The sequence below is a fragment of the Duganella violaceipulchra genome, assembly GCF_019166075.1.
GTDB lineage: Bacteria > Pseudomonadota > Gammaproteobacteria > Burkholderiales > Burkholderiaceae_D > Rugamonas > Rugamonas violaceipulchra.
In genome coordinates this window covers 208465-234381 of record NZ_JAHTGR010000010.1, presented here as the reverse complement: position 1 = coordinate 234381, position 25917 = coordinate 208465, and the positions used below count along the sequence as shown (strand labels likewise).

The window sequence follows — 25917 nt, the reverse complement described above, 5'->3', positions numbered from 1 at the left end:
TTGGACTTACATGCTTATCATCACCATCAAACAGGGCAAGGAAAAGAGCCTGCTGGCCGGCGACCCCTGGATTTACGCCTCGGCGGTCGAAAAAATCGAGGGCAAGCCTCAGGAAAAGAACAAGCCGGGCGCCACCGCCACGGTGCAGACCTCGTCGCGCCAGTTCATCGGCCGCGCCGCCTACAACGCCAAGTCGCAGATATGCGCCCGCATCTGGACCTACAAGGAAGACGAGCCGGTCGACCACGCGCTGATCAAGCGTCGCGTCAAGGCCGCCATCGCCAAGCGCGCCGCCAGCGTGCGCGCGGCCGGTCCCAACGACCTGGTGCCGGTGGTGCGTGGCGACGAGGACGGCCTGTCCGGCCTGCTGGTCGACAGCTGGGGCGGCGTCCAGGGTTACCTGATCTGCCAGTTCCAGTCAGCCGGCGTCGAAGCCTGGAAAATAGCCATCGTGCAGGCGCTGCTGGCGGAAACCGGTTGTCCGAATGTCTACGAACGCTGCGACGACCTGATCCGCAAAGGCGAGGGCTTGCCGATCTTCTATCGCGCGCTGGCAGGCGAGGAACCTCCCGACCACGTGGTGGTCACCGAGGGCAAGCAACGCTACAGCATGGACTTGCGCACCGGCTTCAAATATCCGAAGGTCCGCAGCTGAAAAAATTTCGATGCTGCAATTTTTCTCTTATAATCGTTCGCGGAGCAACACCGACCCCACGGAGATCAGAGTACAGATGGAAAATTACCAGTCGTCGCAAATACGCACCCTGACGTATATCGAGAATGAAGACCACCCGGTCTTCGGCACGCTAGTCGAGCAGATCCTGCATCTGCTGAATTCCAAGCTGATCTTCAGCGACATCCTGATCCACCAGAACAGTCCGCTGTTGCTGCGCCAACCGAAAGGGCTGGTGGCGGTGACCGATTCGCCGATCACGCGCGAGGAGCTGCAAGAGTTCTTCGAGGTGGTCGAGCCGAACTGGTCCGAACGCATCCAGGACCGCGCCTTCGACCGTGCGGTGGACCTGCACACGGCGCGCATCCGCGCCAACTGCTTCAGCTTCCAGGGCAAGAAGCGGCTCGGCTGCGTGATCCGTCGCTTCCCGAAGGAGCCGATGGTGCTCAGCCAGCTGGGCCTGCGCCAGGCCGAGCAGAACTTCGCCAAGCTCACCAGCGGACTGGTGTTGATCATCGGCGACACTTGCCAGGGCAAGTCGACCACCATCGCCGCCATGCTCGACGAGATCAACAAGCACCGCTCCGGCCACATCATCACGATTGAAGATCCGGTGGAGACGCTGATCCCGCAGCGCCAGTGCGTCATCACCCAGCGCGAAGTGGGCTTCGACGGCGACGTCGAGAGCTTCTACCTGGGCGCGCTGGACGCGCTGCGCGAGCGGCCGGACGTGATCGTCATCGGCGAGATCCGCGACGCCCAGACGGCGCAGGAAGCGCTGGCGCTGGCCGAATCGGGCCCGCTGGTGCTGGCCTCGCTGCACGCGCGCTCGACCGAGCTGGGTTTGCAGAAGATGGTGCGCCTGCTGGGCAACGCCGAGCCGCAATCGCAGGCCTTGGCGCACGCGCTGCGCGGCGTGCTGTGCCAGGCGCTGCTGCCGTCGGTGGACGGCGACCGCTACCACCTGGCGACCGAGTGCCTGACCTCGAACCCGGACGTGGTGGCCATGATCGCCACCGGCCAGGTGTCGGCGCTGCGCAACTGGATGGAGAACAAGCCGGGCGAAGGTTGTCATACGATGAACGCCTCGCTGCGCGCGCTGCTGGCCGCGGGCAAGGTCAGCGTGGAAGACGCGCGCAACGCGACGACCGACCGCATCGGTTTCGCTGAACACTACTAGCGGATTCCTGGGAGGGCGACATGAAACGGACATGGACCATCATTGGCGTTGCCGATGTCGCCCGAAGTTTCCAGTGGTACCAGTCGCTGTTTGGCCAAGCGGCGACCGCTCCCGCGCACGAGTATTTCGGGCAGCTGGTGGATGCCGATGGCACGGTCTTGCTTTGCCTTCATCAGTGGGGCGCCCACGACCATCCGACACTGACCGGTCCTGAACATGCGCAGCCTGGCAATGGCTTGCTGTTGTTCTTCCGGGTGGATGACTTCGATGAGGCGCTGCTGCGCGCGCGCGGGCTGGCCGCCGGGCTGGCGGAGGAGCCGCATCTGAACCCGGCCACAGGCACCAGGGAATTCGCGCTGCGCGACCTTGATGGCTATTACGTGATGGTCAGCGAGCTCGCCTCGGCTTGACGCACAATTTTACTGAGAAGTTATGAAGCACAAATTATTCCTTTTTGACCTGGACGATACGCTGCTGGACTTTAAAGCGTCCGAAAAACTTTCTTTCGTCCGTACCATGCGGGAACTGGGGTTGCACGATGGCGTCGATGGGATTTTCCACCAATACCAGACGATCAATGTGGAACTGTGGCGGCGCTTCGAGACGGGCGCTGTCACCAAGGATTTTTTGAAGGTGGAGCGCTTTCGCCAGACCTTCCAGGCGAACGGCATCGAGCTCGACCCGGAGTTGGCAAGCAGCCTTTATCTTGAGTCGCTGCCGGATACCGTGGTCCTCATTGATGGCGCCAAACTGATTTGCGAGACGCTATCCGCGATAGGGGAGGTAGGCATCATCACCAACGGCGTCGAATCCATCCAGAATCGCCGCATCGCCAGCTCGGGGCTGGCCGAGCACATTTCCTTCGTCGCCACGTCCGAGGCGTGCGGCCACGCCAAGCCGGATGTGCGTTTCTTCGAATATGCCGCCAAGATGGCTGCATCTTTTGCCAAGGACCAGGCGATCATCATTGGGGACCGGCTGGACGCCGACATCCTCGGCGCCAACCGCTACGGCATCGAGAGTTGCTGGTTCAACCCCGACGGCCTGAGCAACGAATCGGAAGCGATACCCGACTACGAAGTCGTCAGCCTGCACGACATCATATCGTTGCTGAATACCACCGGGGTCAAGTCTGACATTCGGACACGAGCCCTGCTGTAGACGTGGATTTCGGATGAGGTCGTGTCCGAATGTCAGACTTGACCCCAGTGTTTTAATCCAACGGAATCGCGCGGTAGCGATTGACGTCGTTGCCGTTGACCGGTGGCGCGTTATTGCCCCAGGCGCTGCGCAGATACGAGACGACCTGCGCCACCTCGGTATCGTTCAATACGTGGCCGAACGGCGGCATGCCATACGGCCGTGGATTGCCTGCCGTGCCGGGCGCGAAGCCGCCGTTGAGCACGATGCGGATCGGGTTGACCGCCTGCTCCATCGTCAACGCGCGGTTGCCGGCCAGCGGCGGGTAGCCGGGTGGCAGGCCGGCGCCGCCGGCGCCGTGACAATCCGCGCAGTGCTTCTCGTACAGCTTGGCGCCGGCCGACAGGTAGGCCATCGCCTCGGCGCCCTTGTCGCGCTCGAACTCGGATTTATTGCTGTCGCCCGGCAGCGCTTTCAGGTAGGTCGCCATGGCGTTGATGTCGCTGTCGCTCAGGTGCTGCAGGCTTTGCTGCACCACTTCCGCCATCGGCCCGAACACGGTCGCGCGCGGCGACGCGCCGGTCTTCAGCAGTTGCGCGATGTGCGGCTGCATCCATTCGCCCAGCCCCGCCTCGGCGCCGGAATTGAGCGAGGGCGCATACCAGCCCAGCATCGGGATCAGGCCGCCGGACAGGCCTTCGCCATCGGTCGCGCCCAGCGTGTTGCGCGCGCTGTGGCAGGCGCTGCAATGGCCCAGGCCCTGCACCAGGTAGGCGCCGCGATTCCAGTCCACCGATTGCTTGCTGTCTTCGCGGAACACGGCCGGCTTGAAGTACAGCGCGCGCCACGCGGCCAGCATGAATTGCTGGTTGTACGGGAAGCGCAGCTCATGCGGCCGGTTGGCCTGCGCCACCGCCGGCACCGACTGGAAGTAGGCGTACAGCGCGTCCGCATCGTCGCGCGTGATGCGGGTGTAGTTGGTGTAAGGGAAGGCAGGGTAGAGCAGGCGGCCATCCCTGGACTTGCCGTTGTGTAGCGCACGCCAGAAATCGTCCGCGCTCCAGCCGCCGATGCCGCTGGCCTTGTCGGCGGTGATGTTGGGCGAGATGACGCTGCCGAACGGCGTTTGCAGCGCGCGTCCGCCCGCGTATGGCGCGCCGCCGCGCACGGTGTGGCAGGCCATGCAGTCGCCGGCCTTGGCCAGATAGGCGCCGCGCGCGATCTTCTCGGCCGGCGCCAGCCTCGCGGTGACGGTCGGGGCCGGTCCCGCATCGTCGGCGCCGCCGAACAGCATGAACAGGATGCCGGCCAGCAGCAGCGCGATAACGGTATAAATAATTTTCTTCATATGCGACCCCTCAAGGTGCTGGCACGCTGCCGCAGCTCAGCGGCAGGGGCATGGCGATGCTGTCGGCCGCGCCGGGGCGGGCGGCGGCGTCCGGTGTTTGCTTGCTGAGCCAGCCGGAGACGGCGGCGATGTCGGTCTCGGACAGCCGATTGGCGATCTCGGCCATGCAGTCCGGCGCGGCGGCGCGGCGCACCTTGTTCTTCCATGCGCCGAACTGGGCGTTGACGTAGTCGCTGGGCAGGCCGATCAGGCCGGGGATGGCCGGCGCCACGCCGGTCAGCGCGTTGCCGTGGCAGGCCACGCAGGCGGGAATCTTCCTGGCCGGATCACCATGCCGGACCAGCGCCTGGCCGCGCGCCAGGGCGGCCTCGCTGGCGCTGGCGCCGCTGCCGGCCTGCGCCGGCGGGTAGGGCGGATGCTGCTGCGCGTAGTAGTCGGCGATCTCGCGCAGGTAGGCGTCCGGCAGGTGGTCGACCATATAGGTCATCATCGGATAATGGCGCCGGCCTTCGCGGAAATTCACCAGCTGGTTGTACAGGTAGCCGGCCGGCTTGCCGGCGATGCGCGGGAAGAAGGCGTCGCCGCGTTCCTTGACGGCGTGGCAGGCGGTGCAGGCGGCCACGCGTTGTTCCAGCGTGTCGGGCAGGGTGGCGGGCGCGGCGGCCAGCGACGGCAGGGCACAGCCGGCCAAAGCCAGCGCGGCGCACGCGCGCACGACGTATGAGGTAGACATGCCATTCCTTGAAGTCGTAACTATCTGGCAAGGATACCAGATAGCACGGCTAAACTGGCCTGGGCGGGCGCGGAAGTTTGACCGCTTTCACCGGCGGCAGCTGGTTGCCGGCCGCGATGTAGTGGCGGTAGACGCGCAAGGCCACCTGGGCGTCGTCGGCCGCGTACAGGATCTGTTTTTCGTTCAGGCGCGGCAGCGCCCAGTTGGTGGTGGAGATCTTCTTGGATTTCTGCAGCTTCTGGCCGAAGAACTTGGCGACGGCGGTCTTGGCGCCGAGGTCGTTGCGCTGTCCCGGCGCGCGCAGCGCCACCGACAGGTCGACCACGCCGGCCGCGCGGATCGCCAGCTTGGCGTGCAGGCGCTTGACGTCGTCGGACAGGCCGAAACCCACCTTCAGCAAGGCCGGCGTTTCCAGCACCGCCTGCAGCACCTCGAGGATGGCCGCGGACGTGCTGTGGCCGATCTGGAACAGATAGGCCTGGTGATCGGTGGCGAACTGGATCAGGTGCGGACCGGTCGAGGTCTCGCCCTTGGTGAAGGTCGGCTTCGATTCGGTATCGAAACCGATGGCGTCGGTGGCCAGCAGGGCGTCGCGCGCGGCGACGGCTTGCTCGGCCGTGGTGACCAGGCGCACATCGGCGATGCGTATCCCCACGTAGGGCGGAAGCTCGGCCTCCGCCTGTGCCTGCGCGGCAAGCTGCTGAGTGTTCAACTGAGCCAACTGAGCCAACTCAACCCTTGCGCGAGAACTTCGCGGTCAGCTGGTTCAGCTTGTCGGCGCGCACGCGGGCCGCTTCTTCGGCCGCGGCCGCGTCGCGTTCCGCCTTCTTGCGTTCGGCTTCTTTCTTGAAGCGGTCCTGCAAGACCTGGGTGGCGTGGGCGCGGTGGGTGTCGGTCACTTCGGCGCCGGGGGTGCCGTCCAGATCGTGGCGCAGCTTGGCTTTTTCCATGACTTTCAGGTAGCGCAGCGAGCCGGTATGGATGCCGAGCGCGGTACGCATGGTTTTGCGGTCCAGTTCAGGCATGAGCGCGAGGATCTGCTTGTCGATACCGATCGACAAGGGCAGGAAATCGCGGAAGGCCGGGAATTGGGTTTGCAATTGTTTCAGCAAGCTGCGCGGGGTCAGAGCCGCAGGTGCCGCGGTGGCGGCGGAGGCTGCGGGCTCGATTGCCGGCGCCTGAGGGGTGAGGCTAGTGTTCATCGACTTCATAGTTTAAGCAAGAGGCGTCAGCATATCATGGGCACTACGGGATTGCAGTGCCTTTTAGGCCATGATGTAAAAATGACCATGACGCCATCATACGCCCCTTGGACGCGGATGGTGCGTTCGCACGCTAAAACATGTATAATGCGAGACGCACCTTTGCAGGACGGTGCGTTTCAGTTTGGTACAGGATGCGATTTGGACGGTCTGACAAGAGTGTGTAGCCCTTGTTATATGGTTTTAAGATGTCGGATATGGGTACTATCAATTATCCTGATGTCTCGCTATACGGCATACTTTGCCCTCTCCCTATTCTTCACTGAAAAGAGAAACAAGCCCGTTGTTGAACGCGGGCTTTTTTTATTCCGCAGATAATCGTCAGCTAAATTACAACATTTCCATCTGTGCGCACCGGCAACGGGCGGCGCCGGCCATGGCAATTGTATTTGCTGGCGAATACGCATTGAGAGATATTTAATGACAAAAACGCCGAAAACTTTAACGTTGTCCGTCAAGGCCGCCCGTACCAGCTCGGCTCCGCTGGTGGTGCCCAAGACGACTCTATCTTATGTGATCGATAATGCGCAAGAGGCAGCGAGCAAAGTAACGGTAGTCAAAAAGAAAACCCGCCTGAGCGCCGCGGCCGATGCGGCCCAGGCGGAAGCGCAGGTGGCGGTGCAGCACGCTGACGCGTCCGACACCCCGGTCAAGACCGTCAAGGTGGCGCGCAAGACCGCCGTGCTGCCGGCCGCCGAGACCGGCGCGCCGGTGGTGGTGGTCAAGGCCGCGCCGAAGTCCAAGCTGGTCAAGGCCGCCAAGGCCGAGCCTGCTCCAGTCGTCATCGTGACCGCCGGCCCGGCCGTCAGCCAGGTGACCGACGCCGCCACGCTGGCCTCGATCGACACCTCCGGCTACCTGCTGCCTAGCGTCAAGGTGCCGGGCCGCCGCGGCCGCAAGCCGTCCGAATTCACGCCGGAAAACGACGAAGTCGCGGCACTGAACGCGGTCGAGCGCGCCGAACTGAAGGCCGTCTCCAAGGCCCGCGAACGCAAGGCCAAGGGCGGCGCCGCCGACCTGCTGGGCGTCGATTCGAAGAGCACGGCCGAGGAACTGGAACGCCGCCGCACCCAGATCAAGAACCTGATCAACATGGGCAAGGAGCGCGGCTTCCTGACCTACGCCGAGATCAACGACCAGCTGCCGGAAAACATTGTCGACCCTGAAGCGATCGAAGGCATCATCGCGACCTTCAACGACATGGGCATCGCCATCTACGAGCGCGCGCCGGAAGCCGATTCGCTGCTGCTGACCGACAGCGTCGCCACCGTGACCTCCGACGACGAAGTGGAAGCGGCCGCCGCGACCGCGTTGTCGACGGTCGACTCCGACTTCGGCCGCACCACCGACCCGGTCCGCATGTACATGCGTGAAATGGGCGCCGTGGCGCTGCTGACGCGCGAAGGCGAGATCGAGATCGCCAAGCGTATCGAAGGCGGCCTGAAGGACATGATCCAGGCCATCTCCGCCTGCCCGACCACGATCGCCGAGATCGTCGCGCTGGCCACCAAGATCGAAGCCGACGAGCTCAAGGTCGATGAAGTGGTGGACGGCTTCGTCGACCTGAACGAATCGAGCAACACGCCGGCCGTTGCGGCCGCGCCTGCCGCCGCGTCGGACGACGATGAAGAAGAGGAAGAGGAAGTCGAGGAAGAAGACGGCGACGCCAACGGCGGCGCGGCGGGCTTCTCGACCGAGCAACTGGCGCAGCTGAAGAAAGCCGCGCTGGAAAAGTTCGACGTCATCTCGACCCAGTACGACAAGATGCGCAAGGCCGCCGGCGGCTACGGCTCCAAGGCGTATGTGTCGGCGCAGGAAGCGATTTCGGCCGAACTGCTGGGCATCCGTTTCACCGCCAAGGTGGTCGAGAAGCTGTGCGACACGCTGCGCGGCCAGATGGAAGAAGTGCGCCACATCGAGCGCGCCGTGCTGGAACTGTGCGTGAACAAATGCGGCATGCCGCGCGCCCACTTCATCAAGGTCTTCCCTGGCAATGAATGCGACCTGGACTGGGTAGACGGCGAAGTCGACTGCGCCTATCCGTACAGCGCCATCCTGGGCCGTAACGTGCCGGCGGTGAAAGAGCTGCAAAAGAAAATGATCGACCTGCAAGCCCGCGTGGCCTTGCCGCTGGCCGACCTGCGCAAGATTAACAAGCAGATGGCCGCTGGCGAAAAACGCGCGCGCCAGGCCAAGCGTGAAATGACGGTTGCCAACTTGCGTCTGGTGATTTCGATCGCCAAGAAGTACATCAACCGCGGCCTGCAATTCCTGGACTTGATCCAGGAAGGCAATATCGGCCTGCTGAAGGCGGTCGACAAGTTCGAATACCGTCGTGGCTACAAGTTCTCGACCTATGCGACCTGGTGGATTCGCCAGGCCATCACCCGTTCGATCGCCGACATGGCCCGCACCATCCGCGTGCCGGTGCACATGATCGAAACGATCAACAAGATGAACCGCATCTCGCGCCAGATCATGCAGGAAACCGGCAGCGAGCCGGACCTGGCGACCCTGGCGGTCAAGATGGAAATGCCGGAAAACAAAGTCCGCGAAATCATGAAGATCGCCAAAGAGCCGATCTCGATGGAAACGCCGATGGGCGAGGACGGCGATTCGCAGCTGGGCGACTTCATCGAAGACAACACCACGCTGGCGCCGCTGGACGCCGCGCTGCACGCCTCGATGCGTAACGTCATCAAGGAAGTGCTGGACTCGCTGACCCCGCGCGAAGCCAAAGTGCTGCGCATGCGCTACGGCGTGGAAATGTCGAACGACCACACGCTGGAAGAAGTGGGTAAGCAGTTCGACGTGACCCGCGAGCGTATCCGTCAGATCGAAGCGAAGGCCATGAGCAAGCTGCGCCAGCCGTCGCGCTCGGACAAGCTGAAGACTTTCCTGACGCAGAACTAAGCGTCGGCGAAATGAAAAAAAGGGAGGCTGCGGCCTCCCTTTTTTTACGCCGTAACAAACCGCGCATTTTTTTTGTGGCCAGATTGCAATACACTGGCGATATTGCCCAAAAAACGGCTTGCGTTGTGATGATGAAAGCAATGATCAAATCAATTTTTCTTAGTGTTGTCCTGGCTGGCGCATCCGCGACGGCCGGCGCGCAGGCGGTCGATGTCGCCACCGGCATCCAGATGGCGCAGATCGACTTCGATGCGTATCACGCGCTGCTGCTTGAGCGGTGCAAGGCGCTGGCGCCGGACGCGGTCGATACCCTGGCGGCCGCCATGACGCAATGGAAGCAGCAGAACGCCGATGCCCTGGTGATCCTGCGCCAGCTGTACAAGGCGCAGCTGATACAGCTGAAGCGCGCGCGGCAACCGGATGCGACCGAGGCCGACATCGATGCGCATGTCGCCGCGGTGCTGCGCCTATTCAATGCGAACCTGAGGGAAAAGGTGGCCGGCGTGCCGGCCGACGAGGCCAGGGCATCCTGCGAGGGCGAGTACGCCAACACCCTGTTGAACCGGCCCGCCATGGACTTCAACGTTTTACTGAAACGGATGACGCTGGGGCGTTGAGCGGGCCGGGCCCTTTACTGCATGAACCAGCCGTGACTGACCACCAGCGATTGCCCGGTCAGCGCGTTTGAAGGGAAGCTGGCGAACAGCAGCGCCACCTCGGCCACGTCTTCCACCGTGGTGAACTTGCCGTCCACGGTATCGGCCAGCATCACTTTCTTGATGACGTCTTCCTCGGAGATGCCCAGCGTCTTGGCCTGCTCGGGGATCTGCTTGTCCACCAGCGGCGTGCGCACGAAGCCGGGGCAGATCACGTTGGCGCGCACGCCATGTTCCGCGCCTTCCTTTGACACCGCCTTGGCCAGCCCGATCAGGCCGTGCTTGGCCGTCACGTAGGCCGACTTGAGCTTGGACGCTTCCTTCGAATGCACCGAGCCCATGTAGATCACGCTGCCGCTGCCGGCCTTGTACATATGCGGCAGGCAGGCCTTGGTGGTCAGGAAGGCGCCGTCCAGGTGGATGGACAGCAGCTTCTTCCAGTCCTCGAACGGGAAGTCCTCGACCGGGTGGATGATCTGGATGCCGGCATTGCTGACCAGGACGTCGATCTGGCCCCAGGCCTCGATCACGTTGGCGATGCCGGCGTTGACCTGGGCTTCGTCGACCACGTTCATGGCGATCGCCATGGCTTGGTGGCCGCCGGCCTTCATTTCATCGGCGGTCGCTTGCGCCGCTTCCAGGTTCAGGTCGGCGATGACGATCTTGCCGCCTTCGCGCGCATACACCAGGGCGATTTCCTTGCCGATGCCGCTGGCGGCGCCGGTGACGATACAGACTTTGTCTTGCAGCTTCATTAGTTCGCTCCTCGTTGAGTGGGAATGCAAATCGTGATTACAACCATCCTGCGCTGCGCCGTCTATGCGCTGGCGTACATTGCGGGCACAGTCAGACGCAGAAACGCGCCGCCCTGGTCCTGGTTGCCCATCTCCAGCACGGCGCCGATGCGCGCCGCCCGCTCGCGCATGCCGACCAGGCCCCAATGGCCGCTGCGCCCGCCTTGCGCCAGCGTGTCCGCCGCGATGCCCTTGCCGTTGTCGCGCACCAGCAAGGTCAGCCGCTTGACGCCGTAGTCCAGCTCGACCACGATCTCGCTCGCCTGCGCATGGCGGAAGGCGTTGCAGATGGCCTCGCGGCCGATGGAAAACACTTCGTCGCCGGTGATGACGGGCAGGGCGTATGGTGCGCCTTTTTGCTCCAGCCGGAAACTGGCCGAAAGTCCAGCCGCCAGCCGCTGGCCGAAGCGCTCCAGCGACTGCCCCAGCGTCTCATCATCGCGCAGCGGCGAGCGCAGGCCGCGCACTTCGTCGCGGCCCTCGATCAGCGCCTGCTCGATGTAGCCGATGCCGCGCTCCATGGCGGCGCGCGCCGGCAGCGCCGGCGGCACCTGCTCCATCGCCAGCTGCATCATCAGGATGGTGCCTTGCGCCTCTTGCAGGAAGGTGTCGTGCAGCGCGCGGGCGATGCGCTCGCGCTCGCCCAGGCGTTCGACGTGGCGCGCTTCGATCAGGCGCGCCATCTGCGCCAGCCGCCAGCGCCAGGCCAGCCCCAGCGCCGCCGCCAGCGCCAGCGCGCACAGCAACTTGAACCACAGGCTCTGCACAAAGGTCGGCGGGATCGTCACGTCCAGCGTGGCGCCCTCGTTGTTCCACACGCCGTCCTTGTTGGCGGCGATCACCTGGAAGCGGTATTGGCCCGGCCCCAGGTTGGTGTAGAAGGCTTCGCGCCGGCCGCCGGCCGCTTGCCAGTCGCGGTCCAGGCCTTGCAGCCGGTAGCGGAAGGCGATCCGTGCCGGCATGGCCAGGCCGAGCGCGCTGAAGCTCAGGTGCAGATTGTTCGCGCCTTGCGGCAGCGTCAGTGGCGCGTCCACCGGATAGGCTTGGCCGTTGCTTTCCATGGCGCGCAGCTCCACCGGCGGCGGCGTGGCGTCGCGGGGGATCTGGCCGGGCGCGATCAGCACGGCGCCGCTGTGGCTCGACAGCCAGAGCTTGCCGTCGCTCGCTTCCACCATCGACGGAAACGGCCCGGTCGGCTGGACCGCGCCGGTCAGGCCGTCGTCGACGCCCAGCAGTTCGTAGCCGGCCGCGGCGCCGCTGCGCAGGAAGCCTGCCAACTGCGCGGCCGGGATGCGGAAGGCGCCGTCATGACCGTGCAGCCACAGCTCGCCGCCCGCCGTCTCCACCAGGCCGCTGATGCCGCGCAGCGCGTGGCCGTCGGCCAGGCGCAGCGGCACGAAGCGCTGGCCGTCGTACAGCGCGGCGCCCAGTTCGCCCGCCACCCACAGGTGGCCGTTGCGCTCGAACAGGCTTTGTACGTTGCCGATGGCCAGGCCCTGGGCCGTGCCCAGCACGCGGACGTCGGCGCCGTCGATGAGCGCGATGCGGTTGCCGACGTAGCCTATCCAGACCCGGCCGCGCTGGTCGGCCCGCATGGTCAGCACCCGCGCGGCCGGCAGCCGGGCGTCGCTGACCGGGCGCCAGTTGCCGTCGTGCAGGCGGTAGAGGCCCAGGTTCACGTAGCTGGCCCACCAGTCGCCGCCGCCGTCCTGGGCCAGCGCGCGCATCGCCAAGGCGTCGCGCAGCGCGGCCGGCGGCGCGGCGATCAGCTGGCCGCCGCGCGGGCCGGGCAGCCAGATACCGTGGTCGGTGCCATACGCCGGACGGCCGTCGCGGGCGGTGGCGGCCGTGGCGTAGGCATGCGCCGTATGCTCGTATTGCCGGCCGTCGGCGTCCAGCAGCCAGGCGTCGGCGTTGTCGTTGCTGGCCCGGACCTTGCCGTCGCGCTCGGCGTACAGCGCCGGCGTGGCCATCTCCAGGCGGCTGGGCAGCGGCGTCACGCGGTTGCGGCGGAACTGGTCCAGGCCATTGATGGTGCCGATCCAGATGGTGCCGTCGCGGTCCTCGAAAAAGGTTTGCGGGTTCATGCCGCTCAGGCCCTGCTCCTGCGTGACGCGCTGGCGCGGATCGGGAAACACGTCTGGCAACATGCGCTCGACCCGGTCTTCGCTGAGCAGCCACATGGTGCCGGCGCGGTCGAACCACATGCCGCTGCCGGGCAGCTCGGGCCGCGGCGGCGGGCCGGCGGCCGGCGCGGCCTGCGACATTTTGTAGTGGGCGTCGTTGCCGTTGGAGGCCCAGACGGTGCCGTCCGGCGCGGCCGCCAGCGACGCCACCCGGACGTTGGCGGGGCTGGCGACATCGTAGCGGCGCTCGCCCTGGCGGCGGTAGTAGACCGCCTGGGCGCTCGACACCCACTGCGTGCCGGCGCGGTCGAACAGCACGTGCCAGACCGCCTTGGGGCCGGGATCGAAGCCGCTGTCGGCGCCCACCCGCACCCAGCGTCCGCCGTTCAGCCAGGCCAGGCCGTTGGCGGTGGCGACCCACATGACGCCGTCCGGCGCGCGGCGGAAGCAGTAGGTGGCGCCGGGCGGAAAGCCGTCGGCGGCGCCGTAGTGGCGCACCTGGCCATCCTTGAACACGCTGGCGCCGCCGAAGCGGTAGCCGACCCACAGGGCGCCGTCCGGCGCGGTGTACAGGGGCAGCACGATGGTCGACAGCAGCTTGTGGCCGCCGACCTGGTCGCGCCGCTCGAAGGTGAGGCCGTCAAAGCGGTACAGGCCGGTCGGCGTGGATAGCCACAGCCAGCCGTCGCGGGTCTGGGTGATGGCCTGGATTTGCGCCGGCGCGCCCTGGGCGGCGGTCCAGGCGCGATGGCTGTAGTCGCTCAGCAGGCGTGCGTGTTCGGCCGCGGCGGCCGGGCGCCACAGCGCCAGCAGCAAGGCGCCGGCCAGCAGCCAGCGGCTGCGCAGGGTAAGAGTCATGGGCGCAGCATAGCATCGCCCGGCCGCGCCGCGCATCCGTTAACCGGCAGAGGGCTTGCCCGGCAAGTTCATGCGCAGCACGGTGCCGGCGCCGGGCAGCTGCGCCACCGCCAGCTCGCCGCCGAAGTCGGCCAGGCGGGCGCGGATGGCGCCCAGGTCGAGCGCGTCGCGCGGCGATTGCTGCTCGGGCTGGCCGTCGCCGCTGATCACGATGGACAGCTGCTCCGGCCGCAGGTTGAGCGTGGCTTGCACAGTGCGCGTGCCGCTTTGCTCGCACAGATAGCTCAGCGCCGACAGCATGATGCGGTAGATCGCCGTGACCTGGCGCTGGTCCAGCATGGCGCTGTCTTCGATCAGCTCCAGCCGGCACTGCAGGCCGCGGCGGCGCTCCAGCTGCTGCATCCGCCATTCGATGGCGGCCGACAGGCCCAGCTCCAGCATGCTGGGATGCAGTTCGTTGATCAGTTCGCGCACCGCGAGGATGCTGGCGTCGAGCGTATGCAGCGCCTGCGCGGCGCGCTGGTGCAGCAGCGGCTGGTGCTCGGCGGTGCGCCGGTACAGGGTGGTCACGTCCAGCTTGAGCGCGAGCAGGTTTTGCGCCAGGTCGTCGTGCACGTCCTGGGCAATGCGGCGGCGCTCGCTTTCCTTGGAGGTGTGGTGGTGCTCGGACAGGGCGCGCAGCTCTTGCAGCGAGCTCTGCAAAGCCGATTCCGCCAGCTTGCGCTCGGTGATGTCGACACACATGGCGATCAGCAGCTTGGGCTGGCCGAATTCGTCGTAGGTGGGTTGCTTGTAGGTTTGCATCCAGCGGTTTTCGGCCCGGCCGGCGTGCCACAGCTGTTCTTCGTACACTGTGTTCTGGCCGCTGTCGAAGGCGATGCGGTCGTGCTTGAGGAAGTAGGCGGTTTGATCGGCCGGGAAAAAGGCGGCGCCATCGGTGCCGTGGATGTCGGCGAAGGCGATGCCCCACAGGGCCTCGCAGGCCGGATTCATCAGCACGACCCTCGATTGCGCATCCTTGATGAACAGGGCCAGCGGCATGACCGCGATGATGTTGTGCAGTTCGCCGGCGGCCGGCGCGGCGCCGCTGATGCCGGCTTGAAGGAGGGAAACCACACTGTCGATTTCCGATTTGCCCAGCGAGTCGATCAAGCTTTTCATGTTGAGGACAAAAGTAGTTTTTTGACATTCTAATGCCAAAATTGCCAGTTTGACCAATCCTTAAGGAAATAAAAATGGTGCTACTTTAACGTCGCGTTCAGCTTCGCTTCCAGCGCCTGGCGGTCGAACGCGGTGCCGGTGCGCGAGCCGTCGCTGAAGTAGACGGTCGGCGTGCCGGCCACATGCAGTTTCTTGCCCAGTGCCAGCACCTGCTCGTTCGGTGTCGGGCAGGCGGCCGGCGCGGCCGGTGCGGCCTTGGTGTTGACGATCCAGTCGTGCCATGCCTTGGCGCGGTCGGCGGCGCACCAGATGTCCCTGGATTTGAACGCCGAGTCGTCCGACAGGATATTGAGCAGAAAGGTGTAGATGGTGACGTTGTCGATGCCTTCCAGCGTCTGGTGCAGTTTGCGGCAGTACGGGCAGTTCGGATCTTCGAACACCGCCATCACGCGTTTTCCATCGCCCCTGACGGTCTTGATCGCGGCCGCCAGCGGCAGGTCGGTAAAACGGATACCGGCCAGCTGGTCGGCCCGGGCCCGCGTCAGGTCCTGGTAGTTGTCGCCGGTGTCGACCACTTTGCCGATGAACAGATAGCGCGCGCTTTCATCGGTGTAGAAGATGTCGCCGTTGGTGCTGATTTCATACAAGCCGCCATACGGCGTCCTGGTCACCGAATCAACCTTGATGTTGACGCCCAGGCGGGGCGTGATCAGGGCCTTGATGCGGGCTTCCGCCGGTGTCTCGGCGTTGGCGGCGGACAGCGCCAGAAGGCTCGCTGCCAGCAGCAGCGCGGTGCTTTGCTTCATAGGGTGGGTTCCTGTCGGATGAGCTTATTCGATGCCGCTGGCGCGCGCGCGGATGCGCTCGCGCTCGGTGGGGAAATGCCGTGCCTGCAGTGCGTCCAGCTGCAGCCGGCGCGCGTCGCTGCCGGGGGCGGCGGACAGGCGGGCGGCGTCGGCCCGATAGCGCAGATAGTGTGCGCGCCATTGGCGCTCTTCGCCGGCGGCCGCTTCATAGCTCAGGGTGGCGGCGGCCAGCAGTTCGCTGTTGTCGTTGTCGCGCGCCGCGTCCCGCGTGGCGCCGTGCAGGCGGCGTTCGCGCAGCGTGTTGGAATCGGGCTCGGCCTCGCCCCCATCGGCTGCGGCCGGGATGGCGGCTGGCGCGGCGCGCTCGCGCAGTCCGGCCAGCGCCTGCGCCAGTTCGGCATCGTCGGCGCCGAACCACAGCTCGGCCAAGGCCGGCCCGAAGCTGCTCTGGCGCAGGCGCGCGCGCTGTTGCTGCCACGTCGCCAGCTGTTCCACCTGCTGCGCGCTGGGGGCGGCGCCGGCGGCCAGTGCGATGCGCTGGCCGGCCAGCAGCTCGTCATGCGCGCGCACGTAGGCCGCATAGCGGCTGGCCAGCGTCTTGGCCTGGACGCCAGCGGCGCCGCTGACTTGCCGGTCCAGATAGGCGCGCAATTGGTCGGCGCGCGCATTCAGGTCGGCGCCATCGGCGCGCACCAGAAAGAATTCGAACAGCATGCGCAGCGGCCGATCGACCACCAGATTGCCGGCGGCATCGGTCGCCAGCGCCGACGGGGCGAGTTGATCGTCGAGCGCCAGTTCGCTCGGCTGCGGCAGGCCGCTGCCCACGGTGCTGGCGCCGATGCGGTCATACCACGCCGGTGCGGCGGCTGGCTGCGCCGCCGGCGGCTTGTCGGCGGCTGGCCAGTACCATGCCAGCGCCACGCCGGCCAGGGCGGCCGCGCCTAGCCAGTAGCGGCCCTGGTGCTGGGATGTCGTCATGGCCGGCTTCAGTATTTTTTATGGATGGCCGGCGCCGCCAGGTCGGAACCCGGCACCGCCTTGCTGGCGCCATCGACGGTGGCGGCGTATCGGGCCACCGCCTTCCAGCCGCCTTCCATCTGCTTCCAGGTATCGACCACGAACACCTGGGTCGGCACGGCGCTGTGCTTCGGCGCGGCGATCTTCCACATGAAGCTGACGACCGCCAGCTCGCCATATTCGTGCACCGCCATTTGCTCGATGCTCGACTCCAGCGCGGGCGCGGCGAAGGCCTGCTGCTGCCATTCGGCGCGCGCGGTGGGGCGGCCGGGCGCGCTGGCGCTGCGCAGTTCAAATTCGTCCGCGACGATTTTTTTCAGAGCTTCGGCGTCGCGCTGGTGCACCGCGTCCAGCCAGTCGCCTTCCAGGGTGCTGAACAGTTGTACCGTGCGGGTGACGGTCGGCACGGTGCGCGGCGGCGCGGCTTGTGCTGCGGTCATTGCCAGGGCCAGCAGCGCCGGCCCGATCAAAGCAGTCTTTTGCATGAACATTCCAAGGGGTGGGCGGCCGCCGCGCTGCGCTGCGGCGGCCTGGATCAGTTCAGAGTGATTGTACTAGCCCGCTCAAGGATAGTGCTGCGCGCACGCCTGGCTAGGCTGCAGCACCCAGTTTTGCTGGATCAGATACTTCATGGTGCCGAAGGTCTGGTTGTACTTGGCGCCGTTCGATGCGGTGGCGGTGGTGCCGAAGTTCCAGGCGCACTTGTCGCCGTTCTCCATGCCGCTTTGGGTCGAGTACCAGGCGTTGCCATCCGGGTCGGTCACCGCTTCCTCCAGCTCGTGGGCGAAGATACTGGCCATGGCGTCCGCGCCTGGCGTGCCGTTCGGGCTCGGCGTGGTCGCGCCGCAAGCGGACGCGCACTGGGTTTCCGGATTGCCGACAAAGGCGTACTTGATGTTCTGGCCGTTGAAGTTGGTGTTGGTGTGCCAGCCGCAGTACTGGGTGCAGAAGCCCGAGGTGGCGGTGGTGTTCTTGTCGGTCATCACGAAATAGATGGCGTTCGAGTCCAGCGGCAGCGCGCCGGAGCTGATGGCGCTGGTCACCACGGTCTGGATGTTGGCGTCGGTCAGCTTGGCGCCCAGCGTGCCGGAGTTGGCGGTGCTGCCGGCCAGGGTCACCTGGTTCACCACGTGGGTATTGCTGGCGTTGTAGTAGGTGGTGTTGATGTTGAAGTAAGGCGAACCGCCGATGTGCGAGGCGATATTGTTGAGCACATTTTGCGATGCGCTATCCCAGGCCGAGCCGTACCAGATGTAGTACACCTTGGTCGGCGCCACCATCACCGGGCCGCCCTGGTAGGTCAGGTTGGCGCTGCGTTGCGCCCGCAGCGTGGCGGCGCGTTCCGGACGGCTCATGGTGTCGATGTCGAGCTCGCCCCAGCCTTTACCGGTCGGTTTGAACAGGGAGTCCTTGTCTTCCTTGATGGCGCCGGCGTGAGCGGCGGATACACAGGCCAGGCAGGCTGCCAGCATGGTCAGTTTACGGCTGAATGTCATGGTGATCTCTCCAAAAGGTGTGTCAACTGAATAAAGTCGTCCTGGGGGACGATCTGATTTATGCGTCGCTACGCAAGACTGCAGCCAGGCGCGGCGCGCACGCTTCCAACGCCCGCCATGCTGGCAAGCGTCAAAAAGGGGGGGGGAGTGGCTCTAGAGCAAGAGCGCTTGGTGGTTGACGGCGGGGCTATCCGTGTGCAGCAGGCGACGGGTACTCAACTTCATATGAACTCTCCGGGTCAGATGTTGCCGTTCCGCTCCGCGTGGCACTTATGGCGCTGGCGGAAATATTGTTTATATCGTTATAAAGGTTCGAACAGCTGTGTTTAATTCTACTGAAATGTTTCGTGTTGTCAGCGGTATTTCGTCCGGTATGTCTGAAAATCCATACACCTTTCCTAAATGATAGCTAATCTGTCCATGCTGAAAACCATCACTGGTTGACAACGTTTTGACAGGCGGTAGGTTTTTTTTCGTTTCATAACAAACGTGCAAAAAAAACACCCCGGACCTTGCGGCGCGGGGTGTGGTTTGTGGTGTGGCGGCTTAGCCGGTGTTGCGCAGGCCGGCGGCGACGCCGTTGATCGACAGGTGGATGCCGCGATGGACCCGCTCGTCAGCCTTGCCCGGCTCGCTCGACAGCGCGCGGTGGCGCTTGATCAGCTCGACCTGCAAGTGGTTCAGCGGATCGAGGTAGGCGAAGCGGTTCTGGATCGAACGCGCCAGCAGCGGGTTGCCGGCCAGGCGCTCGGTGGCGCCGGTGATGCTTTGCAGGATGGCCAACGTGCTCGCGTGCTCGTCGGTGATGCGCTTGAAGATGCGTTCGCGCAGTTCCTTGTCCTGCACCAGCTCGGCGTAGCGCGAGGCGATCGCCAGGTCGGTCTTGGCCAGCACCATGTCCATGTTCGACAGCAGGGTGGCGAAGAACGGCCATTGCTGGAACATCGCTTGCAGCTGGGCTAGGCGCTCGTCGCGCTTGCCGTCGGCGATCCAGGCGCCGATGGCGCTGCCGAAGCCGTACCAGCCCGGCAGCAGCAGGCGGCACTGGCCCCACGAGAAGCCCCATGGAATCGCCCGCAGGTCCTCGATGCGCTTGGTCGACTTGCGCGAGGCCGGGCGCGAACCGAGGTTCAGCTCGGCGATCTCGGCGATCGGCGTGGCGGCGAAGAAGTAGTCGGTGAAGCCCGGGGTTTCATAGACCAGGTTGCGGTAGGCCTGGTAGGCGCGGTCGGAGATCTCGGCCATCACGGCCTCGAACTGGCGCAGCTGGGCCAGGTGCGCGCCGTCGGCCGACTGCGGCATCAGGCTCGCCTCCAGCGTGGCGGCGACCAGCAGCTCCAGGTTGCGGCGGCCGATGTCCTTGTTGGAGAACTTGGAGGCGATGATCTCACCCTGTTCGGTCAGGCGGATCTGGCCGTTGACGGTGCCGTGCGGCTGCGCCAGGATGGCCTCGTACGACGGACCGCCGCCGCGGCCGACGGTGCCGCCGCGGCCGTGGAACAGGCGCAGCTTGACGCCGGCTTTTTCAAACACGGTCACCAGGTGGGTCTCGGCCTTGTACAGTTCCCAGTTGGAGGTCAGGAAGCCGCCGTCCTTGTTGGAGTCCGAGTAGCCCAGCATGACTTCCTGGATCTGGCCTTGTTTCGCGATCAGGGCCTTGACCAGCGGGATCGCCATCACGGCTTCCATGATGCCGGCCGCGCGCTGCAGGTCGGGGATGGTTTCGAACAGCGGGATCACCATCAGGTCCAGCTCTTGCTCGGCGATGCGCAGCAGGCCCATTTCCTTTTGCAGCAGCAGCACTTCCAGCAGGTCGGACACGGTTTCGGTGTGCGAGATGATGTAGTTGCGGATGGCGCGGGCGCCGTACAGCGCGCGGATCTGGCGCGCCGCGCGCAGCACGCCCAGCTCGGAGTCGGTCTCGGCCGAGTAGGCGATGTACGGCGAATACAGCAGGCGCGGTTGCGACAGCTCGCTCAGCAGCAGCGCCACTTTGGCGTCCTCGTCCAGCGACGGGTAGTCCGGCTGGCCGCCGGCCTTGACGAACAGCTCGGCCAGTACGCGCTCGTGGATGTCCGACGATTGGCGCATGTCCAGCGAGGCCAGGTGGAAGCCGAAGATGTCGGCCGCGCGCTTCAGGGTCGACAGGCGCGGCTGCACCAGCACGGCGCCGTGGTTGGCGTTGAGCGAGTCGATCAGCACTTGCAGGTCGGCCGAGAATCCGGCGGCGGCCGAATAGGGTTCGGCGTGGCCCACTTCCTTGCGCAGGATGTTGGTCGCGCCCAGCGCGCGGGCGGTGCTGGCCAGGCGGGCGTAGATGCCGATCAGGGCGCGGCGGTAAGGTTCGTCGGCGCGGTGGTCGGAGGTGTCCGGCGACTGGTCGGCCAGCGCCTGCAACTGCGGGCTGCAGGCGATCATCAACGTCGACACCGACAGCTCGGCGCCCAGCGTGTGCGCCTCTTCCAGGTAGAAGTCGAGGATGGTGGTGGCCTGGCGCGTCAGCGCGTGCTCCATGGTGCCGCCGTTGACGTTGGGGTTGCCGTCGCGGTCGCCGCCGATCCAGCTGCCCATCTGCACGTAGGGCGCGCTGATGGTTTTGGCTTCGCCGTCGCCGTCGCCATAGTGGGCGGCGATGTCGGACTCGATGTCGTCGTACAGGCCCGGCAGTTCGCGCAGGAAGGTGATGCGGTAGTAGGACAGGGCGTTTTCGATCTCGTCGGCCACGGTCAGCTTGGAGTAGCGCAGCATGCGGGTCTGCCACAGCGTGGCGACGCGGGCGCGCAGCAGGTGCATGTTGGCGGCCTGTTCCTTCGGCGTCAGCGGCAGGTCGCGCTCGGCCAGCAGCCGGGCGATATCGTGTTCCGCATCAAGAATCGACTTGCGCTGCACTTCGGTCGGGTGGGCCGTCAGCACCGGGGCGATCAGCGCGTCCTGGAAGAAGGTGGCCACGGTTTCCTGGCTGACGCCGGCTTCCTTGAGCTTGCACAGCGCGAAGTTGACGCTGCCTTGCTGCGGGTTGGAGCCGGCCAGCAGGTGGGCGCGGCGGCGGCGGATGTGGTGCTGGTCTTCGGCGATATTGGCCAGGTGCGAGAAGTACGAGAACGCGCGCACCACGGAAATGGTCTGCTCGCGCGTCAGGATCTTCAGCATGCCGTCCAGCTCCTTGGCGGCGCCGGCGTCGGCTTCGCGGCGGAAACGCACCGCCGTCTGGCGGATGGTTTCGACCACGGCGTAGACTTCTTCGCCTTCCTGGTCGCGCAGCACGTCGCCCAGCAGGCGGCCTAGCAGGCGGATGTCTTCTTTAAGTGGCGCGTCTTTGTCTACGCCAGGTTGTTCAGCCGTTTGATCGTTCGTTGCACTAGATTGGTTTGCCATGAGATAAGCCGCAAAGATGTGAAAAGTCGGTGCAAAGGCTTGTGGCCCGGTTCTGCAAGAAGGTGAGCGTGATAAAATTTGTGATCTTAAACACGCGCGTGAGACTGGCCTGCGCCGGTTAGCGCCCGCTACAGCGAAAGAACTGGTTTTGAAAATATCGGAATTACTACAAAATCCTCCGTCCACCTTGGTGATCGCGTCGCGTGAAAGTCGGCTTGCCATGTGGCAGGCCGAGCATGTACAGGCGCGCTTGGCATTATTATATCCGCAGTGCGATATTAAAATTGTAGGAATGTCGACAAAAGGCGACCAAATTCTTGATCGCACCCTGTCCAAGGTGGGTGGCAAGGGGCTGTTTGTCAAGGAACTCGAGGTCGCCATGGCCGAAGGCCGCGCCGACCTGGCCGTGCACTCGCTCAAGGACGTGCCGATGGAGTTGCCGGAAGGATTCGCCCTGGCCGCCGTGCTGGAGCGCGAAGACCCGCGCGACGCCTTCGTCTCCAACGATTACGCCTCGCTGGCCGAGTTGCCGGCCGGCGCCGTGGTCGGCACCAGTAGCCTGCGCCGCCAGTCGCTGATCGCGGCGCGCTACCCGCACCTGGTCATTAAACCGTTGCGCGGCAACCTCGACACCCGCCTGGGCAAGCTCGATCGCGGCGACTACGCGGCCATCATCCTGGCCGCCGCCGGCCTCAAGCGCCTGGGCCTGCCGCAGCGCATCCGCGCCTTGCTGGACCCGGCCGACAGCCTGCCGGCCGCCGGCCAGGGCGCGATGGCGATCGAGATCGCCGAGCGCGACGATGGCATCGACCTGATGGCGCTGCTGGCGCCGCTGAACCATGAAGCCACCGCCCAGGCCGTGACGGCCGAACGCAAGGTGTCCAAGGTGTTCGGCGGCAGCTGCCAGGTGCCGCTGGCGGCCTTCGCCACGGTGGAAGACGGTCAGATGCACCTGCGCGCCATGGTCGCGACGCCGGACGGCGTCCGCATGGCCAGCGCCGAGGTGCGCGGCGCCGCCGCCGATCCGGAAGCGCTGGGCCAGCAGGTCGCCGACCTGCTGCGCGCGCAGGACGCGGTCGGCATCCTGGCGTCCTGCCTGAGCGAAGCCGCCCAGGCCGACGCCGACGCCCGTTCGGCCACGCTGGCCGGCGGTGCGCCGGCCGCCGACGCTTGACCAGCGGATGACCGGCGCCGTCGTCATCACCCGCCCCCTGGCGCAAGCTTTGCCGTTGGCGGCCCGTGTTAGCGCGCTGGGCCGCAACGTGACGTTGTTGCCGCTGCTGGAAATCGAGCCCTTGCCCGAGCCGGCCGCCCTGCTGGCCGCGCTGGAGCGGCTGTGCGCGCCGCAGCCGGGCTACCAGCTGGTGGCCTTCGTCTCGCCCAACGCCATCGACGCCGCCTTCGCCCATATCAAGCAGTGGCCGGCCGGCGTCAGGCTGGCGGTGCTGGGGGAGGGCAGCCGCGCCGCCCTGGCCGCGCACGGCGTGACGCCGGCCACGGTCGATATCGTCAGCCCTGCCGACAGCGCCCACAGCGACTCCGAACACTTGCTGCAAACCCTGGACCTGGCCGCGCTGCGCGGCCAGCCGGTGCTGATCGTGCGCGGCGAAAGCGGCCGCGAGCTGATGGCCGACGGCCTGCGCGCGGCCGGCGCCGTGGTCGACGTGGTGCCGGCTTACCGCCGCTCGGTGCCGCGTCTGACGCCGCAGCTGGCGGCCACGCTGCGCGCTTTGCTGGCGCAGCAAAATGACTGGATCATCACCAGTTCCGAAGCCCTGCGCGGACTGTGCGCGCTACTGGCGCAACTGGACGCGCAGCAGGCTGATGCAACGCAGCAGAGCTGTGTTGTGTTGATGCAACAACAGCATTTGATCGTCCCGCATGCCCGAATTGCCGAAACGGCAAACAATTTAGGGTTTTCCCGACTGACGCTCACCGGATCAGGCGACGAACGCCTGCTGGCCGCGTTACAATCACGCCTATGAACGATTTGCCTACCTTACCCGATCCTGTCGTCTCCGCCGGCGCCGCCGCCGAGACTCCGCCTGCGGCCAAGCCGCAGCCTGAACCGAGCCTGCTCGAAACCGTGCAACAGCCGCAAATGCTGCTGGTCGGTATCGTCGTGCTGGCCATTTTGCTGGCCGGCCAGACCTGGTCCGCGCACAACCAGGTGCGCAACCTGCGCGAGGAAATGGCGCGCCGCCTGCAAAAGGGCGACGCCAGCAATGCCGAAACCGGCACCCTGGCGCGCGCCGTGCAGGAGACCAGCAAGGAGCTGCAAGGCAAGGTCGCCCTGTTGGAAAGCAAGCAGCAGGAAGCGCAGAGCCAGCAACTGGCGCTGGAGCAGCTGTACCAGGACCTGTCCAAGAACCGCGACGAGTGGGCGCTGACCGAGATCGAGCAAGTGCTGTCGACCGCCAGCCAGCAGCTGCAACTGGCCGGCAACGTGCCGGGCGCGCTGATCGCGCTGCAAAACGCCGACCGCAGCCTGTCGCGTTCGGACAAGCCGCAATTCATCACCATCCGCCGCGCCATCGCCAAGGATACGGAAAAGCTGAAGGCTTTGCCGAGCGTCGATTCGGTGGGCATGGCGCTGCGCCTGGACAACGTGATCGCGCAGGTCGACACGCTGCCGATGCTGTCGGACGAAAAGCCGACCTTGCCGGCGCCGCCGGAAAAGAAAGCCAAAGCCAAGCCGGCCGTGGGCAAGGGCGGCAAGCCTGAGCCGGTCGAGCAGACCAGCCCGTGGCTGCAAGCGCTGCAAGACACCTGGAACGGCTGGAGCAGCGAGATGTGGAACGACGTGCGCCAGCTGATCCGCGTGCGCAGCGTGACCACACCGGATGCGCTGATGCTGTCGCCGACCCAGGCTTACTTCCTGCGCGAGAACCTGAAGCTGCGCCTGCTGAACGCGCGCATGGCCTTGTTGTCGCGCAACGAGACGGCCTTCCGCGCCGACCTGATCGCGGCGCAGGAAGCGCTGGTCAAGTATTTCGACGTCCGCGCCAAATCGACGCAGACCGTGCAGATGCTGCTGCGCCAGGTGCAGACCAGCAATCTGGCGATTGAGATGCCGACCCTGTCGGACAGCCTGAACGCTGTGCGCAACTACAAAGCGAAGCCATAGTCATGCGTTTATTTCTCTGGATAGTCGCTTTGATGGCCGCCGCCATCGGTATCGCCGTGACGGCGCGTTTTAATCCGGGCAATGTGGTGCTGTTCTACCCGCCGCACCGGATCGACTTGTCGCTGAACTTCTTCGTGGTGCTGGAAGTGGCGCTGTTCGCCTTCCTGTACGTGGTGATCCGCGCCTTCCGCGCCACGGTCAAGATGCCGGGCAAGGTCGCCGCCTACCGCCAGCGCAAGCGCGAGCGTGACGGCAACAAGGGCCTGCGCGAAGCGTTGAAGGCCTTGTTCGAAGGTCGCTTCGGCCATGCCGAAAAGGCCGCGATGCGCGCCTCGGAACTGCCGGAAAACGCCGGCGTGGCCGCGCTGATCGGCGCCCGCGCCGCGCACCGCATGCGCCAGGGCCCTCGCCGCGACAACTGGCTGGCCAAGCTCAGCGACGACAACGCGATGAAGACCGCGCGCCTGATGACGATGACCGAACTGCTGGTCGACGACCACCAGCCGGAGCAGGCCTTGGCGGCGGTGCGCGAACTGAACGCCAGCGGCACCCGCCACATCCACGCCTTGCAATGGTCGCTGAAGGCGCAGCAGCAAGCCAAGAACTGGCCGGAAGTGCTGCGCCTGGTGCGTTCGCTGGACAAGCACCGCGCGCTGCATCCGGCGCTGTCGTCGCGCCTGCGCGAGCTGGCCTACGACGACATGTTGTCCGACAGCGGCCACGATGCGGAATCGCTGCAACGGGTCTGGTCGACCGTGCCGGGCGCCGACCGCGTCAAGCCTTACGTGGCCTGCCGCGCCGCCACCGCGCTCAATGCGCGCGGGCTGCACGACGAGGCGCGCCTGGTGGCGGAAGAATCGCTGGCCGCCGACTGGGATGACCGCGTGGTGCGGGCCTACCGCGAAGCGGCCGCGCCGGCCGGCTCGGCCGCCCTGCTGCTGCAGATCGAGCACTGCGAAAACTGGATACACACCCGTCCGACAGACGCCGAGCTGGCGTTGACCTTGGGTTCGCTGTGCCTGAAGCAGAAATTGTGGGGCAAGGCGCAGCGCTACCTGGAGCAAGCCCTGTCCGACGCCGCCGACCCGCGCATGGTGCGCGAATCCCATCTGAAGCTGGCGCAAATGCACGAAGCGCTGGCCCAGCCGGAAGACGCCGCCAACCACTACCGCCAGTGCGCGCTGGCGACCATCCTGTAAAAAAACCACCAGCCTGAACGCGCTCAAGATCGCGTTCAGTACAGGTGGGTTTT

Annotated in this window: 22 protein-coding genes; 10 read left to right on the top strand and 12 right to left on the bottom strand. The window is 65.6% G+C overall.

Features of this window, described 5'->3' with window-relative positions:
• Positions 1 to 10 precede the first annotated feature (10 nt).
• The 4 genes from KVP70_RS19870 (at position 11) to KVP70_RS19855 (ending at position 3014) form a co-directional block, all read left to right on the top strand.
• Complete coding sequence (locus tag KVP70_RS19870; RefSeq protein WP_217943883.1) at positions 11 to 655, top strand: class I SAM-dependent rRNA methyltransferase; 645 nt, start codon at positions 11 to 13, stop codon at positions 653 to 655.
• A 76-nt stretch (positions 656 to 731) separates the two neighbouring features.
• On the top strand, positions 732 to 1853 hold the full coding sequence (locus KVP70_RS19865) for a type IV pilus twitching motility protein PilT (protein WP_217943882.1): 1122 nt from the start codon (positions 732 to 734) through the stop codon (positions 1851 to 1853).
• Between the two features lie 20 nt (positions 1854 to 1873).
• The gene (locus KVP70_RS19860; protein WP_217943881.1) at positions 1874 to 2263 is read left to right on the top strand and encodes a VOC family protein; all 390 of its coding nucleotides are present in this window, start codon (positions 1874 to 1876) and stop codon (positions 2261 to 2263) included.
• 22 nt (positions 2264 to 2285) lie between these two features.
• On the top strand, positions 2286 to 3014 hold the full coding sequence (locus KVP70_RS19855) for a YjjG family noncanonical pyrimidine nucleotidase (RefSeq protein WP_217943880.1): 729 nt from the start codon (positions 2286 to 2288) through the stop codon (positions 3012 to 3014).
• Between the two features lie 52 nt (positions 3015 to 3066).
• Here the strand turns inward: KVP70_RS19855 and KVP70_RS19850 are convergent, their stop codons facing one another.
• From KVP70_RS19850 to KVP70_RS19835, 4 genes are read right to left on the bottom strand one after another with little or no spacing between them, the layout of a single operon-like run.
• Positions 3067 to 4341 (bottom strand): c-type cytochrome, encoded by a 1275-nt coding sequence (locus KVP70_RS19850; RefSeq protein ID WP_217943879.1) that lies wholly within the window; start codon positions 4339 to 4341, stop codon positions 3067 to 3069.
• Between the two features lie 10 nt (positions 4342 to 4351).
• A complete protein-coding gene (locus tag KVP70_RS19845) occupies positions 4352 to 5074 on the bottom strand; it encodes a c-type cytochrome (protein ID WP_217943878.1) in 723 nt (240 codons plus the stop codon).
• Positions 5075 to 5123: 49 nt separating this feature from the next.
• Positions 5124 to 5786, bottom strand: a complete 663-nt coding sequence (locus KVP70_RS19840; RefSeq protein ID WP_229224941.1) for a 3'-5' exonuclease — start codon at positions 5784 to 5786, stop codon at positions 5124 to 5126.
• A gap of 19 nt (positions 5787 to 5805) precedes the next feature.
• On the bottom strand, positions 5806 to 6285 hold the full coding sequence (locus tag KVP70_RS19835) for a ProQ/FINO family protein (protein WP_217943877.1): 480 nt from the start codon (positions 6283 to 6285) through the stop codon (positions 5806 to 5808).
• A gap of 471 nt (positions 6286 to 6756) precedes the next feature.
• Between KVP70_RS19835 and rpoD the strand changes: the two genes are divergently transcribed.
• Together rpoD and KVP70_RS19825 are read left to right on the top strand one after the other, a co-directional pair.
• Positions 6757 to 9249 carry an RNA polymerase sigma factor RpoD gene (rpoD, locus tag KVP70_RS19830; protein WP_217943876.1) on the top strand — a complete coding sequence of 831 codons (2493 nt, stop codon included), beginning with the start codon at positions 6757 to 6759 and terminating at the stop codon, positions 9247 to 9249.
• A 140-nt stretch (positions 9250 to 9389) separates the two neighbouring features.
• On the top strand, positions 9390 to 9866 hold the full coding sequence (locus tag KVP70_RS19825; protein ID WP_217943875.1) for a hypothetical protein: 477 nt from the start codon (positions 9390 to 9392) through the stop codon (positions 9864 to 9866).
• A gap of 14 nt (positions 9867 to 9880) precedes the next feature.
• On the opposite strand, the gene KVP70_RS19820 is transcribed toward KVP70_RS19825, so the two are convergent.
• The 8 genes from KVP70_RS19820 to ppc form a co-directional block, all read right to left on the bottom strand.
• Positions 9881 to 10660: a 3-hydroxybutyrate dehydrogenase gene (locus tag KVP70_RS19820; protein ID WP_217943874.1), complete on the bottom strand. Its 780-nt coding sequence runs from the start codon at positions 10658 to 10660 to the stop codon at positions 9881 to 9883.
• 62 nt (positions 10661 to 10722) lie between these two features.
• Positions 10723 to 13683, bottom strand: a complete 2961-nt coding sequence (locus tag KVP70_RS19815) for a sensor histidine kinase (RefSeq protein WP_217943873.1) — start codon at positions 13681 to 13683, stop codon at positions 10723 to 10725.
• A gap of 39 nt (positions 13684 to 13722) precedes the next feature.
• On the bottom strand, positions 13723 to 14844 hold the full coding sequence (locus tag KVP70_RS19810) for a PAS domain-containing sensor histidine kinase (protein ID WP_217943872.1): 1122 nt from the start codon (positions 14842 to 14844) through the stop codon (positions 13723 to 13725).
• 80 nt (positions 14845 to 14924) lie between these two features.
• Positions 14925 to 15650, bottom strand: coding sequence for a DsbC family protein (locus KVP70_RS19805; RefSeq protein ID WP_217943871.1), 726 nt, complete (start codon positions 15648 to 15650; stop codon positions 14925 to 14927).
• A 24-nt stretch (positions 15651 to 15674) separates the two neighbouring features.
• Positions 15675 to 16628 carry a hypothetical protein gene (locus tag KVP70_RS19800; RefSeq protein WP_217943870.1) on the bottom strand — a complete coding sequence of 318 codons (954 nt, stop codon included), beginning with the start codon at positions 16626 to 16628 and terminating at the stop codon, positions 15675 to 15677.
• A gap of 8 nt (positions 16629 to 16636) precedes the next feature.
• Positions 16637 to 17152, bottom strand: coding sequence for a nuclear transport factor 2 family protein (locus tag KVP70_RS19795; RefSeq protein ID WP_217943869.1), 516 nt, complete (start codon positions 17150 to 17152; stop codon positions 16637 to 16639).
• Between the two features lie 78 nt (positions 17153 to 17230).
• Positions 17231 to 18163: an EXORDIUM family protein gene (locus tag KVP70_RS19790; RefSeq protein ID WP_217943868.1), complete on the bottom strand. Its 933-nt coding sequence runs from the start codon at positions 18161 to 18163 to the stop codon at positions 17231 to 17233.
• 546 nt (positions 18164 to 18709) lie between these two features.
• Positions 18710 to 21538 (bottom strand): phosphoenolpyruvate carboxylase, encoded by a 2829-nt coding sequence (gene ppc, locus KVP70_RS19785; protein ID WP_217943867.1) that lies wholly within the window; start codon positions 21536 to 21538, stop codon positions 18710 to 18712.
• A gap of 148 nt (positions 21539 to 21686) precedes the next feature.
• On the opposite strand from ppc, the gene hemC reads away from it, so the two are divergent.
• Genes hemC through KVP70_RS19765 form a run of 4 tightly spaced genes read left to right on the top strand, consistent with a single transcriptional unit; the run spans position 21687 to position 25864 of the window.
• Entirely contained in the window at positions 21687 to 22712 is a 1026-nt protein-coding gene (hemC, locus tag KVP70_RS19780) for a hydroxymethylbilane synthase (protein WP_255575841.1), read from the top strand.
• A gap of 7 nt (positions 22713 to 22719) precedes the next feature.
• Positions 22720 to 23523, top strand: a complete 804-nt coding sequence (locus tag KVP70_RS19775; RefSeq protein ID WP_217943865.1) for a uroporphyrinogen-III synthase — start codon at positions 22720 to 22722, stop codon at positions 23521 to 23523.
• Entirely contained in the window at positions 23520 to 24665 is a 1146-nt protein-coding gene (locus KVP70_RS19770) for a uroporphyrinogen-III C-methyltransferase (protein WP_217943864.1), read from the top strand. Before KVP70_RS19775 ends, KVP70_RS19770 begins: the two co-directional genes overlap by 4 nt.
• Before the next feature lie 2 nt (positions 24666 to 24667).
• Entirely contained in the window at positions 24668 to 25864 is a 1197-nt protein-coding gene (locus KVP70_RS19765; RefSeq protein ID WP_217943863.1) for a heme biosynthesis protein HemY, read from the top strand.
• Positions 25865 to 25917 lie beyond the last annotated feature (53 nt).

Coding starts and splice junctions, on each gene's coding strand:
- KVP70_RS19870 (WP_217943883.1), top strand. CDS start 11: ATGCTTATCATCACCATCAAACAGGGCAAGGAAAAGAGCCTGCTGGCC.
- KVP70_RS19865 (WP_217943882.1), top strand. CDS start 732: ATGGAAAATTACCAGTCGTCGCAAATACGCACCCTGACGTATATCGAG.
- KVP70_RS19860 (WP_217943881.1), top strand. CDS start 1,874: ATGAAACGGACATGGACCATCATTGGCGTTGCCGATGTCGCCCGAAGT.
- KVP70_RS19855 (WP_217943880.1), top strand. CDS start 2,286: ATGAAGCACAAATTATTCCTTTTTGACCTGGACGATACGCTGCTGGAC.
- KVP70_RS19850 (WP_217943879.1), bottom strand. CDS start 4,341: ATGAAGAAAATTATTTATACCGTTATCGCGCTGCTGCTGGCCGGCATC.
- KVP70_RS19845 (WP_217943878.1), bottom strand. CDS start 5,074: ATGTCTACCTCATACGTCGTGCGCGCGTGCGCCGCGCTGGCTTTGGCC.
- KVP70_RS19835 (WP_217943877.1), bottom strand. CDS start 6,285: ATGAAGTCGATGAACACTAGCCTCACCCCTCAGGCGCCGGCAATCGAG.
- rpoD (WP_217943876.1), top strand. CDS start 6,757: ATGACAAAAACGCCGAAAACTTTAACGTTGTCCGTCAAGGCCGCCCGT.
- KVP70_RS19825 (WP_217943875.1), top strand. CDS start 9,390: ATGATCAAATCAATTTTTCTTAGTGTTGTCCTGGCTGGCGCATCCGCG.
- KVP70_RS19820 (WP_217943874.1), bottom strand. CDS start 10,660: ATGAAGCTGCAAGACAAAGTCTGTATCGTCACCGGCGCCGCCAGCGGC.
- KVP70_RS19815 (WP_217943873.1), bottom strand. CDS start 13,683: ATGACTCTTACCCTGCGCAGCCGCTGGCTGCTGGCCGGCGCCTTGCTG.
- KVP70_RS19810 (WP_217943872.1), bottom strand. CDS start 14,844: ATGAAAAGCTTGATCGACTCGCTGGGCAAATCGGAAATCGACAGTGTG.
- KVP70_RS19805 (WP_217943871.1), bottom strand. CDS start 15,650: ATGAAGCAAAGCACCGCGCTGCTGCTGGCAGCGAGCCTTCTGGCGCTG.
- KVP70_RS19800 (WP_217943870.1), bottom strand. CDS start 16,628: ATGACGACATCCCAGCACCAGGGCCGCTACTGGCTAGGCGCGGCCGCC.
- KVP70_RS19795 (WP_217943869.1), bottom strand. CDS start 17,152: ATGCAAAAGACTGCTTTGATCGGGCCGGCGCTGCTGGCCCTGGCAATG.
- KVP70_RS19790 (WP_217943868.1), bottom strand. CDS start 18,163: ATGACATTCAGCCGTAAACTGACCATGCTGGCAGCCTGCCTGGCCTGT.
- ppc (WP_217943867.1), bottom strand. CDS start 21,538: ATGGCAAACCAATCTAGTGCAACGAACGATCAAACGGCTGAACAACCT.
- KVP70_RS19775 (WP_217943865.1), top strand. CDS start 22,720: ATGACCGGCGCCGTCGTCATCACCCGCCCCCTGGCGCAAGCTTTGCCG.
- KVP70_RS19770 (WP_217943864.1), top strand. CDS start 23,520: ATGAACGATTTGCCTACCTTACCCGATCCTGTCGTCTCCGCCGGCGCC.
- KVP70_RS19765 (WP_217943863.1), top strand. CDS start 24,668: ATGCGTTTATTTCTCTGGATAGTCGCTTTGATGGCCGCCGCCATCGGT.